Genomic DNA, 16,704 nt, shown 5'->3' on the forward strand with positions numbered 1-16,704 from the left:
GCCTGGTCCCGGCGGGGAATCAGGCGTCCAGGCGCGCCAGGGCACCCTTGCGGTACAGCTCGGTGCAGGCCTGGCGGCGGATCTTGCCGCTCGTTGTGATCGGGATCGAACCCCGGCCCACGAGCACGAGGTCGGCGGCGTTCACGCCGTGTACCTGCGAGATGGCAGAGGTGATGTCGTGCTTGACCTGAGCCAGGTTCTCGCGGACCTCGTCCTCGGTCTCGCCGCGCTTCTTCATCTCGATGACGACGGCGAACTGTTCGACACCGTCCTCCTCGAAACCGACGGCGGCGGTGCGGCCGCCCGAGACCGCGCTGACGGTGGCCTCGATGTCGTCGGGGTACAGGTTGCGGCCGCGGATGATCAAGAGGTCCTTGATCCGGCCGATGATGAACAGCGAGCCTTCGGAGATGAAGCCGAGGTCGCCGGTCCGCAGCCAGTACTCCGACGGGGTGCCCTCGGGAGCGTCCTCGAGTACGCCGCGGAAGGTCTTCTCGGTTTCCTCGGGCTTGTTCCAGTACCCGGCACACACGTTCTCACCGTGCGTCCAGATTTCACCGACGGTGCCCTCGGCAGCCTCGCGGCGGGTCTCCGGATCGACGATGCGAACCAGGGGGGAGGGCGAGAAGCCGTAGCTCACCAGCGGGCTGCCGGACTCCACGCGCTCGACGATGCCGTCGGCGAGCTTCTCGGTGTCGAATTCCACGACCGTCGGCGGCTCGCCGGATTCGCGGGATGCCACGTAGAGGGTGGCCTCGGCCAGGCCGTAGCTCGGCCGGACGGACTTGCCCGGCAGGCCGAACTTGGCGAAGCGCTGGATGTAGCGCTTGACGGTGGTCGGCTGTACGCGCTCGGCGCCGCTGAAGACCGTCAGGACGGTGCTCAGGTCCTTGCCGGCCATGTCCTCGTCGGTGGTCCGCGCGGCGGCCAGGTCGAAGGCGAAGTTCGGCGCGGCGGTGATGACGTTCTTGTGGCTGCCCATCAACTGCATCCAGCGGGCCGGCTTCACCAGGAACGAGATGGGACTGGTCATCACGGTGTGCCAGCCGCCCAGGATCGGCGTGCACACGCCCAGCAGCAGGCCCATGTCGTGGTACAGCGGCAGCCACGTCACGACGGTGCTGCCGGCCGGCGCGACCTTGCCCCACTCGGAGAAGAAGACCGCGATCATCTGCTCGTAGTTGGCCGAGACATTGCGGTGCGAGACCATCACGCCGGCCGCGGTGCGGGTCGAGCCCGAGGTGTACTGCAGGTACGCGGTCTCGGGGCGAACTTCGCGGCGGGAGAACGGCTTACGACGGGTCGCCAGGTCCAGTTCGTCGACAGCGAGGACGACGGGGCTGCGGCCGTCGTCGTTCGGCGTCGCGTACTGCGCGACGGCGTCCTTGCTGGCCGCGGTGGTCAGGGCTACGACCGGCTGCGCATCCTTCATGACCGAGATGACGCGCTCGTCGTGGTGGCCCATGATCGGCTGGGTCAGCGGGACGGCGATCATGCCGGCCTCGAGGGCGCCGAGGAAGCCGACGACGTATTCGAGGCACTGCGGGGCGACGATCACCACGCGGTCGCCGATCTCACCGTGCTGGCGCAGTTCGTGCGCCACTGCGACGCTCTGCTGGTACAGCTGAGCCCAGGTGAGGGTCTTGGCCACGCCATCGGGGTCGGTGTCGTAGTCCATGAACGTGAAAGCCACGTCGTTGGGTTGCAGGCTGGCGCGCTCGCGCAGGACGGCCGGCAGAGACGACTCGATCACGGACACTTCCTCCTCGGGGATGTTCGGGCAGGGGTGAAGGCCGGGTGTCGTCGAAGGTGGTGAAACACAGTCAAACTGACACCGGGTGCCGGATAGCAGAGTAAGGCATCCTCGCAGATTTTGACGGATCGGGCCTTTTGCTGACGAGTCTCCGACGGTCAGCGCTGGAGGCTCAGTGGGCCGCCTTCGAGAACCACTTGGTCTTGATCAGCCACGAGTGCGCGGACGCCAGCGCGAAGACCCCGCCGCACATGCAGGCGAAGACCCAGACGAACTTGCCGTCTTCGAGGGGCTGCAGCTCGGGCACCAGCGATGTCAGGATGCGGGTGGCGCAGGCCATGATGCCGCTGGCGGTGGCGAACAGATAGATGTTGGCGATGCGCCGCGAGTCGGGGTTCTTGCGCAACACCAGCAGGGCGCGGCCGCCGAACACCAGCAGGTAGGTCAGGGTGCCGCACAGCACCAGCCAGTACGCGGCCAGCCAGCCGTCGGTGGGCATGGTGAACAGGTCGGGGGAGTACTCGCGACCGGCCACGCTCATGGAGAAGAGCGCGAGCAGCACCGGGATGCACAGGGTCGCGGGCCGCTCGATGTACTGCGTGAACATCTTCTGCATGGCGGCGTCGTCGGCCAGGCGGCCGATGGCGTTGTAGACGATGGCCGAGGCGGCCACGATGTAGCAGTCATGTCCGAGGTAGGCGGGCAGGTTCCACACACCGGTTGCCGAGTGGATGGCGCGGCCCAGGGTGTCGGCGGCCATCGGGGACATCAGGGCGACGGCGGCGGCCTGCAGCGCGATGTTGAGGGTCGCTGCCACTTCCCAGCGGCACGACCAGGTGACGCGACGAATCCACAAACTCCACGCCATACAGGCGAGAGTGATGGTTATGAGCAATGTGAGAGCCATGGTTGGAGCCTTTGCCAGCGCCTGCGAACGCTCAGATTCTACTGGTCATAGCGGCGGCGCATCAGCACGTCGCGTCATTTCCGACAACTTTGTGGCGCGTTTGGGGACCGCCGGCGCCGCCGTGGCAACCGCGAGGGGTGCCGATTGGATGTAGTTGATGACCTCGTCGTGGCTCATCAGGCCGAACCGAACCTGCAGGTCGGGATAGCTCAACCGGAAGTGATCGGCCACCAGGCGGAGTTCTTCCGCGTTGGGATAGTCGGCCTCTTTGATTCGCCGGTAGTACGTACTGCTCGACGTTCCGAGCGCACCGTAGATCTCCCTCGCTTCGACGTCGCCGTCGAAGATGTAGTCGAGCAGCGCCTTGAGCTGTCTGCCGTTCTGGTCTGTTCGGGGCACTCTGCCACGATAGACCCTTCCCCCCTTTGGTTGCTAGCAACTGTTTTTGCGACACATAAGCCGTAATTGACATGGGCGTCACAGTTTCGGGAGCTATGTCCCAAATTTGGGAATCGTGTTGTAGTCTGCATCACATGACTCTTGCGTACGCCGGTGAGTTCGACGCCGTTCTCCCTTCTGCTGCTGCGGCGACGATGCATGTCGCCGACTACGAGTTCGGCGGCTTCGACACCGCCGGTACTGAGGTCGACATGCGCCGGCTCGAAGCCCCGCTGTCGCCGGTGATCGCCGCCGAGCTCGAGGGCGGCGCCGAATACCTGGGAGTCGATGCCGAGGTGTTGCTGATCGGTGCGCTCGGCCGCGCGATCGAACGGGTGATCGGACCCGGGCGAGCCGCGGTCGACGTGGCCGCAGCTAAGGAACGCTCCGGCGGCGGGTTGGCTGTGATCCGCCGGCTCGAGGTCGACTGCGTCTCGGCGTCCGACATGGATGCCACCGAGATGGTGCAGTCGGTGCGCAGTGCGCTGGTCGCCGCGACCGCAAACCCCGACGACGTTGCCGACGTTTTGTTCAGTTACGGCATGTCGGCGATCGACGGCGACCACCCGGGCGCGGCACACACGCTCGAGGTCCGCGCCTTCCACAGCGACGACGTGCTGCACGTCGACTGGTGGTACGCCCGGCACCAGTTCGAGCCCTACACCGTGGAAGAACTCGCCGAGCAGTTCGCCTACGCCGTGATCGAGCTGGCCTCGGAGGCCATGCCGGTCTCGGAGTGATCCCGGTGGCCTGCGCCGGTTAGAATCGCTGCATTCGCATCGATCCGGCCATCACCGGGGAGCATCCGGAAGAACGGCTGTAGCGGCCAGGGTGGCTGCAGCTCAGTAGAACCGGACGGGTGGGCCCGTCATCGCCCGCAGTTGAGCGGCGCACGTGCGCGACCGTCCGGGTCGGGCCGTGTGCAAGCGGGGTGGTACCGCGGCGCTCGCGTCCAGACGCGAGATCGTCGTCCCCGTGCCTGGAACTGAGCACCTGTTGGGTGCTGTACGGCACTGGAGACCACTGACGTGAGCGCGTACCCCAAGACCGCCAGCGGCACACCGAATTTCCCCGACCTCGAGGCCGAGGTTCTGGAGTTCTGGGCCCGCGACGACACCTTCCGGGCCAGCATCGCGCGCCGCGACGACGCCCCCGAATACGTCTTCTACGACGGCCCGCCGTTCGCCAACGGCCTGCCGCACTACGGCCACCTGCTCACCGGCTACGTCAAGGACATCGTGCCGCGCTACCGCACGATGCGGGGCTACAAGGTCGAGCGCCGGTTCGGCTGGGACACCCACGGCCTGCCCGCCGAGCTCGAGGTGCAGCGCCAGCTCGGCATCTCCGACAAGGCCCAGATCGAGGCCATGGGTATCGGCGCCTTCAACGACGCGTGCCGGGCCTCGGTCATGAAGTACTCGAACGAGTGGCAGTCCTACGTCACGCGCCAGGCCCGCTGGGTCGACTTCGACAACGACTACAAAACCCTGGACCTGACGTTCATGGAGTCGGTGATCTGGGCGTTCAAGCAGCTGTGGGACAAGGGTCTGGCCTATGAGGGCAACCGCGTGCTGCCGTACTGCTGGAACGACGAGACGCCGCTGTCCAACCACGAGCTGCGGATGGACGACGACGTCTACCAGAGCCGGCAGGACCCGGCGCTGACCGTCGGGTTCGTCGCGACCGACGGCCCGGTGGCCGGTGCCCGCCTCCTGGTCTGGACCACGACGCCGTGGACCTTGCCGTCCAACCAGGCCGTCGCCGTGCACCCCGAGGTCACCTACGTGCAGGTGGTGGGCCCCGACGAGCAGAACTACGTGCTGGCCGAGCCGCGGCTGGCGGCCTATGCGCGCGAGTTCGGCGAAGAGCCGGTGGTCGTCGGCACCTACCTCGGCGCCGAACTGCTGGGCACGCACTACCTGCCGCCGTTCGCGTTCTTCGTCGACAGCGACAAGGCGCAGAACGCGTTCCAGGTGCTGCAGGGTGATTTCGTCACCACCGAGGACGGCACCGGCATCGTCCACATGGCGCCGGCCTACGGCGAGGACGACAAGGCCACCTGTGACGCCGCCGGGATCGTCGCCGTCACGCCGGTGGACTCCACGGGCCGGTTCGATTCGACGGTGCCCGACTATCAGGGTCAGCAGGTCTTCGAGGCCAACCCGCAGATCATCAAGGACCTCAAGAACGGCACCGGCCCGGCCGCGGTCAACGCAGCGGTCCTGCTGCGCCACGAGACCTACGAGCACTCCTACCCGCACTGCTGGCGGTGCCGCAACCCGCTGATCTACCGCGCGGTGTCGTCGTGGTTCGTCAAGGTCACCGAGTTCCGGGACCGGATGGTCGAGCTGAACCAGCAGATCACCTGGTACCCCGAGCACGTCAAGGACGGCCAGTTCGGCAAGTGGCTGTCCAACGCGCGTGATTGGTCGATCTCGCGAAACCGCTACTGGGGCAGCCCGATTCCGGTGTGGAAGTCCGACGACCCGGCCTACCCGCGCATCGACGTCTACGGGAGCCTCGACGAGCTGGAACGAGACTTCGGCGTCCGGCCCGACAACCTGCACCGCCCCTACATCGACGAGCTGACCCGGCCCAACCCCGACGACCCGACCGGCAAGTCGACCATGCGCCGCATCGAGGACGTGTTCGACGTCTGGTTCGACTCGGGCTCGATGCCCTACGCGCAGGTGCATTACCCGTTCGAGAATCAGGACTGGTTCGACGGCTCGGCCAGCGAAGAGGCCCATTTCCCAGGCGATTTCATCGTCGAGTACATCGGCCAGACGCGCGGCTGGTTCTACACCATGCATGTGCTGGCGACGGCGCTGTTCGACCGCCCGGCGTTCAAAACCTGTGTGGCACACGGCATCGTGCTGGGCAATGACGGCCAGAAGATGAGCAAGTCGCTGCGCAACTACCCGGACGTGTCGGAGGTGTTCGACCGCGACGGCTCGGACGCCATGCGCTGGTTCCTGATGGCCTCGCCGATCCTGCGCGGCGGCAATCTGATCGTCACCGAGCAGGGCATCCGTGATGGCGTCCGGCAGGTGCTGCTGCCGGTGTGGAACGCGTACTCGTTCCTGGCGCTGTACGCGCCCAAGAAGGGCACCTGGCGCACCGACTCGACCAACGTGCTGGACCGCTACATCCTGGCCAAGCTCGCCGACCTGCGCGACACCCTGACCGATTCGCTCGATTCGTGCGATATCTCCGGTGCCTGCGAGCAGCTGCGCCAGTTCGCCGAGGCGCTCACCAATTGGTATGTGCGACGGTCGCGTTCGCGGTTCTGGGAAGAGGACGCCGACGCCATCGACACGCTGCACACCGTGTTGGAGGTGACGTGCCGGCTGGCGGCGCCGCTGCTGCCACTGGCCACCGAGGTGATCTGGCGGGGGCTGACCGACGAGCGCTCCGTACACCTGACCGACTGGCCGGAGGCGGGCGTGGTCCCGGCCGACCCGGAGTTGGTCGCGGCCATGGACCGCGTGCGGCAAGTGGCCTCGACCGGATCCTCCTTGCGCAAGGCCAAGAAGCTGCGCGTGCGCCTGCCGCTGCCGAAACTCATTGTGGCGGTGGATAACCCGTCCGCCCTCGCCCCTTTCAAGGATCTCATCGCCGACGAGCTCAACGTCAAGGCGGTCGAGCTGACCGACGACATCGACGCCTATGGCAAGTTCGAGTTGGCCGTCAACGCCCGCGTTGCCGGCCCTCGTATCGGCAAGGACGTGCAGGCCGCGATCAAGGCGGTCAAGGCCGGGGAGGGTGTCGTCAACCCCGACGGCACGCTGACCGCCGGGCCCGCCGTGCTGCTGCCGGCGGAGTACAGCTCGAAACTCGTTGCCGCTGATGCGGAATGGACCGCAGCCCTGCCGGACGGCGCCGGGCTGGTGGTGCTGGACGGCACCGTGACCGAGGAACTCGAAGCCGAAGGTTGGGTCAAGGACCGCATCCGCGAACTGCAGGACCTGCGCAAGGCGACGGGGCTGGACGTGTCCGACCGCATCACCGTCACATTCGCCGTGCCGGCCGACAAGCAGGCGTGGGCGGCCACCCACGCCGGCCTGATCGCCGGCGAGATCCTGGCCACCGAGTTCACCGTCGTGGACGCGGGCGAGCTAGCCGACGGTGCGGACGTCGGCGACGGCGTGCGGGCCGCGATCGCCAAGGCCTGACCGGTCTCGGCGCGGGTCAGCCGCTGACCCGCGCCGACCGTCCCTCGAACGTCACGGTGTCACCGGGACGCAGCTGGCGTCCGCGCCGCGTCTCGACCTCGCCGTTGACGCGCACCATGCCGTCGCCGATCACCGCCTTGGCGTCCGCTCCGCTGTCGATCAGTCCGGCCAGCTTGAGAAACTGGCCCAGCCGGATCGATTCGTCACGGATCGGCACGTCGTTCATGTCGAGAAGGGTATCCACCTAGCATTGGCCACTGTGGATCGCTGGGTCCTGCACCTGGACATGGACGCCTTCTTTGCGTCCGTCGAACAGTTGACCCGGCCTACCTTGCGGGACCGCCCGGTGCTGGTCGGCGGGCTCGGCGGTCGTGGCGTGGTGGCCGGCGCCAGTTATCAGGCCCGCAGGTTCGGTGCCCGCTCGGCGATGCCCATGCATCAGGCCAGGCGGCTCGTCGGTGCGTCCGCCGTGGTGCTGCCGCCGCGGGGCGCGGTGTATTCGGTGGCCAGCCGTCGGGCACTCGACGCGGTACGTGCCGTGGTGCCGGTCCTGGAGCAGCTGTCGTTCGACGAGGCCTTCGGTGAACCTGCCGAGCTGGTGGGCGCCGCGCCGGACGAGGTCCGGCAGTTCTGCGAGGACCTGCGGGCCGCGGTGCGTGCCGAGACGGGGCTGGTGGCCTCGGTCGGTGCGGGTTCGGGCAAGCAGGTCGCGAAGATCGCGTCAGGGCTGGCCAAGCCCGACGGGGTGCGCATCGTGAGTGGCGAGGAGCAGGGGTCGCTCCTGGAGGCCTTGCCGGTGCGCCGGCTGTGGGGGATCGGGCCGGTCGCCGAGGAGAAGCTGCACCGGCTGGGCATCGAGACCATCGGGGCGCTGGCGGCGCTCAGCGATGCCGAGGTCGCCGACGTGCTCGGCGGCACGGTCGGGCCGGCGCTGCACCGGCTGGCCCGCGGCATCGACGATCGACCGGTGGCCGAACGTGCCGAGGCCAAACAGATCAGCGCCGAGTCCACATTCCAGGTGGACCTGACGACGCTGGATCAGCTGCGCGACAGCATCGGGCCCATCACCGACCACGCGCACCGGCGGCTGCAGCGCGACGGGCGCGGTGCCCGCACCGTCACGGTGAAGCTGAAGAAGTCAGACATGAGTACGTTGACCCGCTCGGCCACGTTGCCGTACGCGACGACCGACCCGTCGACCCTGGCGGCGACGGCCCGCCGGTTGCTGCTCGATCCCATCGAGATCGGTCCGATTCGCCTTGTGGGCGTTGGATTTTCGGGCCTGACCGACGCCCGGCAGGAGTCCCTGTTCCCGGAGTTGGAGATGGCGGACGATGCCGAGGTCGCCACCTCGGCAGGTGGGGCCGGCCCGCTGAGCGCCACGCCGGCCGAATCCCCGTGGCGCGTCGGCGATGACGTGCGGCATCCGGACCACGGCCACGGGTGGGTGCAGGGCGCCGGGCATGGCGTCATGACGGTGCGATTCGAGACCCGGGCCGGCGGTCCCGGGGTGGCCCGCACCGTCGCGGCCGACGATCCGCAGATCACCCGCGCCGACCCTGTCGACAGCCTGGATTGGCAGGACTATCTGGCGCAGCTGCCGACCGACGACGGCACGAACTAGTCGTGGTGGGGCCGCAAGCCGTGCCCTCGATCCGGCAAGCCGGTGCCCGTTACCGCCATATCGGCCGGTCCCGGCTCGACACGTTCGTCGTCTGCGCTGAGCAGCGGCATCAGGCCCGCAGCAACCACTGGCGCCAGTTGGACGCTCACGTCGGTCGTGAGGTGATGCCCGTCTCGGTAGACGAGGGTGTCACCGAGGATGGCCGGACAGACGGTGTCGTTGCACAAGTAGTCGGTGTAATCCAGATAGCTGAATGCGCCCCTGGCCGCCAGATCCTGTTCGGCCAGGCGGACGCGCGCGTCCAGCGCCTTGCTGTGCGGAAGTGCGCACCGCTGGGTGTCGGTGGGGAAGAGACCCAGGCAGTACGACGGCGGGACGCCGGTTGACGGGGTGTCGGCGATCATCGCTACGCGCGATCGCGTCGGCAACTCGTCGAGGGTGTCTGTGAGTGCTTTCCGCCAGCGCGCTGTTGCGTCCGTGGTGTCGCGCATGTAGCTGGCGCCCCAGCCTGCCAGCAAGATCAGCGCGGGCTTGGTGTCGGCCAGGCTGTCGAGTACTCCTTCGCGCCACTGGTCGCAGCGCGGGTAGTGGGCGATGTGGATGTGTGCCGAAGGGCAGTGGCTCTTGGTGCGGTTGTCCAACCGGATCAACCCCTGGTCGGCCAACTTTGACAGCGCCGGATACCACTGTGCGGCATGGGAATCGCCGAACAGGACGACGAGCGGCGCCTGGGGGTTGGTGCCCACCGTGCAGCCGGCCGGGTCGGTGGCCCATTCGTCACGGTGGCAATGGTTGGCATAGATGACGGGTTGGGCACTTTCGCTGGCAGACAGCCGGGGATTCAGATTGCTCGGCACATACGGGGTGCCGGCGGGTTTCAGGCTCAGTTGGGTATGTGCTGCGGGGCGGCCCGCGTCCAACATCGGGTTCTGCACGACAGCGACGGTGAGGACCACGGCGCAGACGGCGGCCATCACGCCCGCGGTCGCGGCGAGCGTGCGGCGGGGGCGGGCGGCGTTGAGCCACGTCACGTGCTGGCCCGGTTGCTCGACGTACCGGTAGAGCAGCCATGCCAGCGGGACACAGGCCGCGACGATCGCGGCGCGCAGCCACATCGGCGAGCCGTGCATGTACCCGGTGGCGGCGACGGGCAGAACGAGCAGCGGCCAGTGCACGAGGTACAGGGAGTACGAAATGTCGCCGATCCAGGTGAGTGGGCGCAGGCTCAGGAGCGCCGCGGGGCCCCAGCGCACGGGGCCGGCGGCGATCAGCAGCGCCGTGCCGATGACCGGCACGGCCACCGCGTCACCGGGGTACTCGGTGGCGGTGGAGAACAGCACGCCGCTGCCCACGATCGCGGCCAGCCCGGCCCAGCCGGCGACGGCACCGACGCGGTCACCGAAGACGCGGCCACGGGTCAGCAGGATCAGTGCGACCAGGCCGCCCACGCCGAACTCCCAGATCCGCGCGAACAGGATGAAGAACGCGTTCGGTTGCGAGAAACCGGTCAGCCACACGCACAGCGCGAACGATGCCGCGACGACGGCGCCGATGGCCGCCACGCGGCGGCTGCGCAGCTTGAACAGCCCGAACAGCCCGACGAGCAACGCCGGCCACAGCAGGTAGAACTGTTCTTCCACGCCGAGAGACCAGTAGTGCATGAACAGCGACGGCGTCTTGTCGGCGAGGTAGTCGGTCGCCCGGTAGGCGAACAAGACGTTCGGCACGTAGAACGTCGCGGCGATGGCGTCCTTGACGACGTACCCGAACTGCAGGGGAGACACCCAGCAGGCGGCGGCGGCCACCGTGGCGACGATGACGGTCAAGGCGGCGGGTAGCAGCCGGCGAACCCGGCGGGCATAGAAGGCGCCGTAGCGGATGTGTCCGCGCTCGTGCAGCTCGCTCAACAGGTGTGTGCTGATCAGGAATCCGGAGATCACGAAGAAGACGTCGACTCCGACGTAACCGCCCCCGAAGCCGGGGATTTCGGCGTGGAACAGCACGACCAGGGCCACCGCGATCGCGCGCATGCCCTGTATGTCGAGACGTTTCTGCTGTTTGCGTTGGCTACCGAGCGCCGTCAATTCCAATGTCTTTCCCCCGGGAGTTGGGCGTGGGGGAAATTATCATTGGTTCGTCAATTTCGCGCTCGTCGACGGGCAAGTCGTCCACCCAGTGGGACAGTTTCGTCAAACCCATTCAGCGAACGCGTCGGCGACGGGCATGTCCGCGGCGAGTGCCGCCATGAGCAACACCCGGGCCTGGGCGGCGCGCAAGCTGCCCGCCGACACCGCCCCGGCGTCCAGCAACGCCCGCCCGGGACCGTAGCCCGATGTGACGCGCGCGCCGGGCACCCGTGTCGCAATCGCCACCGCAACACCGGCGGCGCACAGCCGCTGCACCCCGGCGAGCACCTTGGACCCGGCATTGCCCGAGCCGAGTGCCTCGAGTACCAATCCGCCGGCGCCGGCTGCCGCAAACGCGTCCATCGCCAGCGCGTCGCTGCCGGCATACGCGGCGACGATGTCCACCCGCGGCGCGGACGCCGCCGACAATGCGCCGAGTCGTGGCCGCTGTTTGACGCCGTCGGGAATGAACGAGCCGTCCCTGACCGACCCGACCGCCGTGCCGAGCAAACCGTGCCCGGCCTTGGTGACGCCGAGGGGCTGCCACACCTGGCCCGCCATGCTGACCAGCACCCCGAGATCACGGGCGGACGCACTGGCGGCCACGGTGATCGCGTCCCGCAGGTTTGCCGGGCCGTCGGCATCGGGTGCGTCGCTGCTGCGCATGGCGCCGGTCAGGACCACCGGCACGGCACCGTCGTACGTGATGTCGAGCCACAACGAGGTTTCTTCCATGGTGTCGGTGCCGTGCGTGATGACGATCCCGTCGGCGTCACCGGCGGCACGCACCGCCGCCGCGATCCGGTCCCAGTCGGCCGGGGTCAGCTCGGAGCTGTCGACCGACATCAGGTCGACGGTGTCGACCTGGACCCCGGTGCCCAGGTCGTGGACGAGGTCGGTGGCACTGCGGGTCGGCCAGGCTATGCCGTGTTGGTCGGTGCTGGTGGCGATGGTGCCACCGGTGGCGATCACAACGACGCGAGTCATGGGCGAAATTGTTCCTCACGGCGTCTTTGGGATGATGGGGGAGTGACTGATGAATCCACGGAGCCAGAGGCGACCTCGGACGCGGAGCCGGAGGCGACCTCGGGCGCCGGGCCGGAGACGACCGAGGGTGCCGAATCTCCGGTGACCGCGCCGCCGCAGGCCCAGCCCGTCCCGCGGCGGTTGCGGCTGTTGTTGATGGTCGCGGCGCTGGTACTGGGGCTGGATGTGCTGACCAAGGTCCTGGCGGTGAAGCTTCTGGTGCCAGGTCAGCCGGTCGAGATCATCGGCGACACCATCACCTGGACGCTGGTCCGCAATTCCGGGGCGGCCTTCTCGATGGCGACCGGTTACACCTGGGTGTTGACGCTGATCGCCACCGGCGTGGTGCTGGGCATCATCTGGATGGGGCGGCGCCTGGTCTCGGTGTGGTGGGCCCTCGGTCTGGGGATGATTCTCGGCGGTGCGGTGGGCAATCTGATGGACCGGTTCTTCCGCTCGCCGGGGCCGCTGCGCGGGCACGTGGTCGATTTCCTCTCGGTCGGCTGGTGGCCGGTGTTCAACGTCGCTGATTCCGCGGTGGTGTGTGGCGCGGTGTTGCTGGTCGGCCTGTCGATGTTCGGCATCGACTTCGACACCGAAGGCAAGGGGGCGCAAACCGAAGATTCGGCCGAATCTACTGATATGCAACAGGATTCGTCGGTGTCCCCGGCGCCGGCCGCCGCGGCCGCCGACGAGGCCGAAACCGGCCGATGAGCAGCCGTTCGATGCCGGTCCCCGAAGGACTGGCCGGGATGCGGGTGGACGCGGGCCTGGCTCGCCTTCTCGGGTTGTCGCGGACCGCGGTGGCCACGATCGCGGAAGACGGTGGCGTCGATATCGACGGTGCGCCGGCGGCGAAGTCGGACAAGCTTGTCGCGGGCTCCTGGCTGGAGGTCCGCCTTCCCGAGGCGCCCGCACCGCTGGAGAACACGCCGCAGGACATCGAGGGCATGGCGATCCTCTACTCCGACGATGACATCGTCGCCGTGGACAAGCCGGCCGGGGTGGCGGCACACGCGTCGTTGGGCTGGACCGGCCCGACGGTCCTCGGCGGGCTGGCTGCGGCCGGTTTCCGGATCAGCACCTCGGGCATCCACGAGCGACAGGGCATCGTGCACCGGCTGGACGCCGGCACGTCCGGCGTGATGGTGGTGGCGCTGTCCGAGCGGGCGTACACCGTGCTCAAGCGGGCCTTCAAGCACCGCACCGTGGAGAAGCGCTACCACGCGCTGGTGCAGGGCCATCCGGACCCGTCCAGCGGCACCATCGACGCGCCGATCGGCCGTGCCCGGGGCAACGACTGGAAGTTCGCCGTCACCGAAGGCGGCCGGCACAGCGTCACGCACTACGACACCATCGAGGCGTTCGTGGCGGCCAGCCTGCTGGACGTGCACCTGGAGACCGGTCGTACCCACCAGATCCGGGTGCATTTCTCCGCACTGCACCACCCGTGTTGCGGTGACCTGACCTACGGCGCCGATCCGACGCTGGCGAAGAAGCTCGGGCTCGATCGGCAGTGGCTGCATGCGCGCTCGCTGGGGTTCGCCCATCCGGCCGACGGCAGGTGGGTCGAGATCACCAGTGAGTACCCGGCGGAATTGCAGCACGCTCTGGATGTGTTGCATCGGCAGTGACCACTACCGCGACGGCCACTTCGAACCAGAACCGGGGATTGTTGCTCGGGCTCGGCGCCTACGGCTCGTGGGGTCTGTTTCCCGCGTTCTTCCCGTTGTTGAAGCCGGCGAGTGCCTTCGAGGTGCTGGCCCATCGCATCGTGTGGACGGTGCTGCTGATGTTCGTGGTGCTGGCCGTCGGTCGCCGCCTGGGTGACCTGCGCCGGTTGTCGGGCCGCACCTGGGGACTGTTGGTGTGTGCGTCGGCGTCGATCTCGCTGAACTGGGGCATCTACATCTACGCGGTCAACAACGGCCACGTGGTCGACGCGGCACTGGGCTACTTCGTCAACCCGCTGGTGAGTGTGGCGCTGGGCGTGGCGCTGTTCGGCGAGCGGCTGAACCGCGCACAGGCGGCCGCGCTGGCCATCGCCATGGTCGCGGTGGTCGTGCTGGCGGTGCAGGCCGGTGAAATCCCGGCGATCGGTCTCGGAGTCGCGGTGTCGTTCGGGGTGTACGGCGCGGTCAAGAAGGTGGTGCGCGCCGACCCGCGGGTCAGCGTCGGCGTCGAGGCCGGGGTGGCTGCCCCGTTCGCGTTGGCCTACATCGCCGTCCTCACGGTTGCGGGCCAGGCGACGGTTCCCGCGCTGGGCACGGGCCACACGCTGTTGATGATGCTCTGCGGCCCGGTGACGGCGCTGCCGTTGTTGATGTTCGCCGGTGCGGCGCAACGGCTTCCACTGGTCACCATGGGGCTGTTGCAGTACCTGACCCCGGCGCTGCAGATGGCGTACGGCGTCGTCGTCGGGCATGAGCCGATGCCGGTTGGCCGCTGGGCGGGCTTCGTCCTGATCTGGCTGGCCCTGGCGGTGTTCACCGGCAGCGCGATCGGCAGGAGGGTCGGTGGCAATTCGGCCGTCGCCGTCGATCCGGTAGTTGCTCTGTCGTCATTGCCCTGAAGAGACTCTTGGGCGATGAGACGACGGCATATCGGTCGATAGCGGTAGGCCGAAAGCAGTGCCTCACACATCGTCCGGGCGGCGCGCTCAGGCGGTAGCCGGACGGGTCGGACGGGTACTGTCGTCGTCTGGGAGATTCGGGTCAGGGCATGGCCGGTTATCAGGGGAGCGCCAATTTGAGCACGCGTTACGAGGGTGGACGCCAACGGTGTGAACGCTTGTTCGGGAGATTTGCGGCGTATCGGCTGACGCCCGCGGTGGCGGTTTGGCTCGTCGTCGCATTGATCGTGCTCTTGGTGGTACGCGCGATGGTGTCGACTTCGCTGTCTCACGATGACGCGATCACCATGCTGTCGGCGACTTGCAATCAGGGGCGCTATTCGCAATTCATTCCCATTGGTCAATGGGTATCTGTGCAGACCTGGCAGGACTATTGGAGTCTGCGGAATCCGGGATGTTTCGACCGGATTCGCACCGATCTGGCGCATTTTGACATCCATCCGCCTTTGTATTTCTGGCTGCTGCACATCTGGTTCTCGTTTTTCGGTGTCTCGATCCCGGCCGCAGCCATGCTGAACGTTGTGCTTGTTGTCATGACGGCACTGCTGCTCTTTGCGGTGTGCCGGGTGCTCGAGATCCCCACCTTCTTAGGTGCGGCCGCTGTGTTGACGTGGGCACTCTCCATGGCGGTCCGAGCGAGCGCGGTCGCTATTCGCCAGTATGCGTTGCTCGGCTTGTGGTCGACGCTACTGTTGTTGTTCGTCTGCTTGTGGTTCACCCGCCACAAATTCGGTTACCTGGTCGCACTTGCCCCTGTCATTGCCTTGGGCCTGCTGACTCAGTACTTGTTCGTCGTCCCTGCCGGGTTTGCCTTGCTGCTCGTCGGTGTCGCCATCGTGGCCCGCCGGCGGTACTGGGAGTTTGCCGGTCTGGTCGCCGTCGGCGTCGTCGCCGTCAGCGCGTTCGGCATGGGAAACCCGGGGTTCTGGGAGTCATTCCACCGTGGTGGGGAACAGGCACAGCATTTTTCCTGGCCCATGCTCGGGGTCCGGATCGTGGCGTTGCTCGGCCCGCTGTACGAGGCGTTTGCGCCGATCGATCCCGCGTACCAGTCGTACGGTGTCGAGATCGGCGCCGTCGTGGGCGGTGTCCTGACAGTGGTGGTGGTCTCGCCGATTCTGTGGATCGCCGCCAAGTGGGTGGTGCGTCGTCACGGCGGCTGGCATGAATTCGTTCCGACTGCGTCGGCAGTGCCATTGCAGATGTTCTTCAGTTGCTGGCTGGCCATCATCGCGCTGTACGTCTCTTTCATCAGCCCGGTGCATTCCATGCGTCCGCTCTATTTGTACTTCATCACCCCATTTCTATTCGTCGGGCTTGCGGTGTCGGCGCGGCGTTCGCACGTGGTGGCTGTGGTGCTGTCGGTGCTCCTCGTATTCCAGTTTGTCGGGGTAACGCTGGCTACCGTGCACGCCGGCTATCGCTACACGCAGACAACCGCGCTAGTGCCGGCATCCGACGCCGCGATCGTGATCGATTCGGATCGGCGTGGAGTTGTACCGCCGACATTGTGGTCGGTTCCGCCTGACGCGGTGACTTTCGTAGCCAGCCAGGACGAATTGATCAACCATTTTCCGGATCTGTCCAGCCTCTCGAATCGACACGTCTATTACGTGAGTAGGGTCTTGCCGGCGGACCCGTATGGGAATTCAATTGCGAAGCGGAATGAAATACTCCAGAAGTTCGCCGATCGCGGCTATGCTTCCGCGCATCTGGGCGCCAACCAACTGTTAGGCGGCGCTGACGTATACCGGCTCGTCCGCTGGTAGCAGCATCTGCTTTGCCTACGGCTAGTGTTCACTGCCAGAGGAGGTCAACGCTTGAATTACGAGGGTGATAGTTGATTCAGGTAGTAAATGTTGCGGGACGCCGCTAATCGCGGTTGGTAGTGCGCCGAACGTTCTTACTCAGGTTCGGTCTTCCAGACGTCGATCACGGCGTTTAAGGGCTCTTCATGATTGAGGGTGTAGAACGGTCAGCTGCTGTCGGCCTGTGATTGGGGTGTCTGGTTGGCTGGGTGTGT

13 protein-coding genes are annotated in these 16,704 nt (G+C 67.0%); 7 read left to right on the plus strand and 6 right to left on the minus strand.

The window, feature by feature from the left end; translation table 11 throughout:
- Positions 1-19 precede the first annotated feature (19 nt).
- The 3 genes from ACJH6J_RS09025 to ACJH6J_RS09035 all read right to left on the minus strand — a co-directional run bounded on the left by ACJH6J_RS09025 (position 20) and on the right by ACJH6J_RS09035 (position 3,059).
- Complete coding sequence (locus ACJH6J_RS09025) at positions 20-1,759, minus strand: AMP-binding protein (RefSeq protein WP_406803828.1); 1,740 nt, start codon at positions 1,757-1,759, stop codon at positions 20-22.
- Positions 1,760-1,925: 166 nt separating this feature from the next.
- Positions 1,926-2,660 (minus strand): hypothetical protein, encoded by a 735-nt coding sequence (locus ACJH6J_RS09030; RefSeq protein WP_043396370.1) that lies wholly within the window; start codon positions 2,658-2,660, stop codon positions 1,926-1,928.
- Between the two features lie 45 nt (positions 2,661-2,705).
- Positions 2,706-3,059 (minus strand): hypothetical protein, encoded by a 354-nt coding sequence (locus ACJH6J_RS09035; protein ID WP_020100525.1) that lies wholly within the window; start codon positions 3,057-3,059, stop codon positions 2,706-2,708.
- Positions 3,060-3,193: 134 nt separating this feature from the next.
- Here ACJH6J_RS09035 and ACJH6J_RS09040 point away from each other — a divergent pair, with 134 nt between their 5' ends.
- Positions 3,194-3,838, plus strand: coding sequence for a hypothetical protein (locus ACJH6J_RS09040; protein ID WP_406803829.1), 645 nt, complete (start codon positions 3,194-3,196; stop codon positions 3,836-3,838).
- 288 nt (positions 3,839-4,126) lie between these two features.
- The gene (gene ileS / locus ACJH6J_RS09045; protein WP_406803830.1) at positions 4,127-7,273 is read left to right on the plus strand and encodes an isoleucine--tRNA ligase; all 3,147 of its coding nucleotides are present in this window, start codon (positions 4,127-4,129) and stop codon (positions 7,271-7,273) included.
- A gap of 16 nt (positions 7,274-7,289) precedes the next feature.
- Here the strand turns inward: ileS and ACJH6J_RS09050 are convergent, their stop codons facing one another.
- On the minus strand, positions 7,290-7,499 hold the full coding sequence (locus ACJH6J_RS09050; protein ID WP_406783680.1) for an RNA-binding S4 domain-containing protein: 210 nt from the start codon (positions 7,497-7,499) through the stop codon (positions 7,290-7,292).
- Between the two features lie 60 nt (positions 7,500-7,559).
- Here ACJH6J_RS09050 and ACJH6J_RS09055 point away from each other — a divergent pair, with 60 nt between their 5' ends.
- A complete protein-coding gene (locus tag ACJH6J_RS09055) occupies positions 7,560-8,897 on the plus strand; it encodes a DNA polymerase IV (RefSeq protein ID WP_406803838.1) in 1,338 nt (445 codons plus the stop codon).
- Here ACJH6J_RS09055 and ACJH6J_RS09060 read toward each other — a convergent pair.
- Together ACJH6J_RS09060 and ACJH6J_RS09065 are read right to left on the minus strand one after the other, a co-directional pair.
- Positions 8,894-10,927 carry an acyltransferase family protein gene (locus ACJH6J_RS09060; RefSeq protein ID WP_406803831.1) on the minus strand — a complete coding sequence of 678 codons (2,034 nt, stop codon included), beginning with the start codon at positions 10,925-10,927 and terminating at the stop codon, positions 8,894-8,896. The genes ACJH6J_RS09055 and ACJH6J_RS09060 overlap by 4 nt on opposite strands.
- 159 nt (positions 10,928-11,086) lie before the next feature.
- Positions 11,087-12,010: an asparaginase gene (locus ACJH6J_RS09065; protein WP_406803832.1), complete on the minus strand. Its 924-nt coding sequence runs from the start codon at positions 12,008-12,010 to the stop codon at positions 11,087-11,089.
- A 141-nt stretch (positions 12,011-12,151) separates the two neighbouring features.
- Between ACJH6J_RS09065 and lspA the strand changes: the two genes are divergently transcribed.
- The 4 genes from lspA (at position 12,152) to ACJH6J_RS09085 (ending at position 16,450) form a co-directional block, all read left to right on the plus strand.
- Complete coding sequence (lspA, locus tag ACJH6J_RS09070) at positions 12,152-12,763, plus strand: signal peptidase II (RefSeq protein ID WP_406803840.1); 612 nt, start codon at positions 12,152-12,154, stop codon at positions 12,761-12,763.
- The gene (locus tag ACJH6J_RS09075) at positions 12,760-13,683 is read left to right on the plus strand and encodes an RluA family pseudouridine synthase (protein ID WP_061000806.1); all 924 of its coding nucleotides are present in this window, start codon (positions 12,760-12,762) and stop codon (positions 13,681-13,683) included. The genes lspA and ACJH6J_RS09075 overlap by 4 nt, the downstream gene beginning before the upstream one ends.
- Positions 13,680-14,621 (plus strand): EamA family transporter RarD, encoded by a 942-nt coding sequence (gene rarD / locus ACJH6J_RS09080; RefSeq protein ID WP_406803833.1) that lies wholly within the window; start codon positions 13,680-13,682, stop codon positions 14,619-14,621. Before ACJH6J_RS09075 ends, rarD begins: the two co-directional genes overlap by 4 nt.
- A gap of 149 nt (positions 14,622-14,770) precedes the next feature.
- Entirely contained in the window at positions 14,771-16,450 is a 1,680-nt protein-coding gene (locus ACJH6J_RS09085; RefSeq protein ID WP_346414682.1) for a glycosyltransferase family 39 protein, read from the plus strand.
- Positions 16,451-16,704 lie beyond the last annotated feature (254 nt).

The organism is Mycobacterium sp. SMC-18, from assembly GCF_045310895.1.
In the GTDB taxonomy this organism is placed as follows: domain Bacteria; phylum Actinomycetota; class Actinomycetes; order Mycobacteriales; family Mycobacteriaceae; genus Mycobacterium.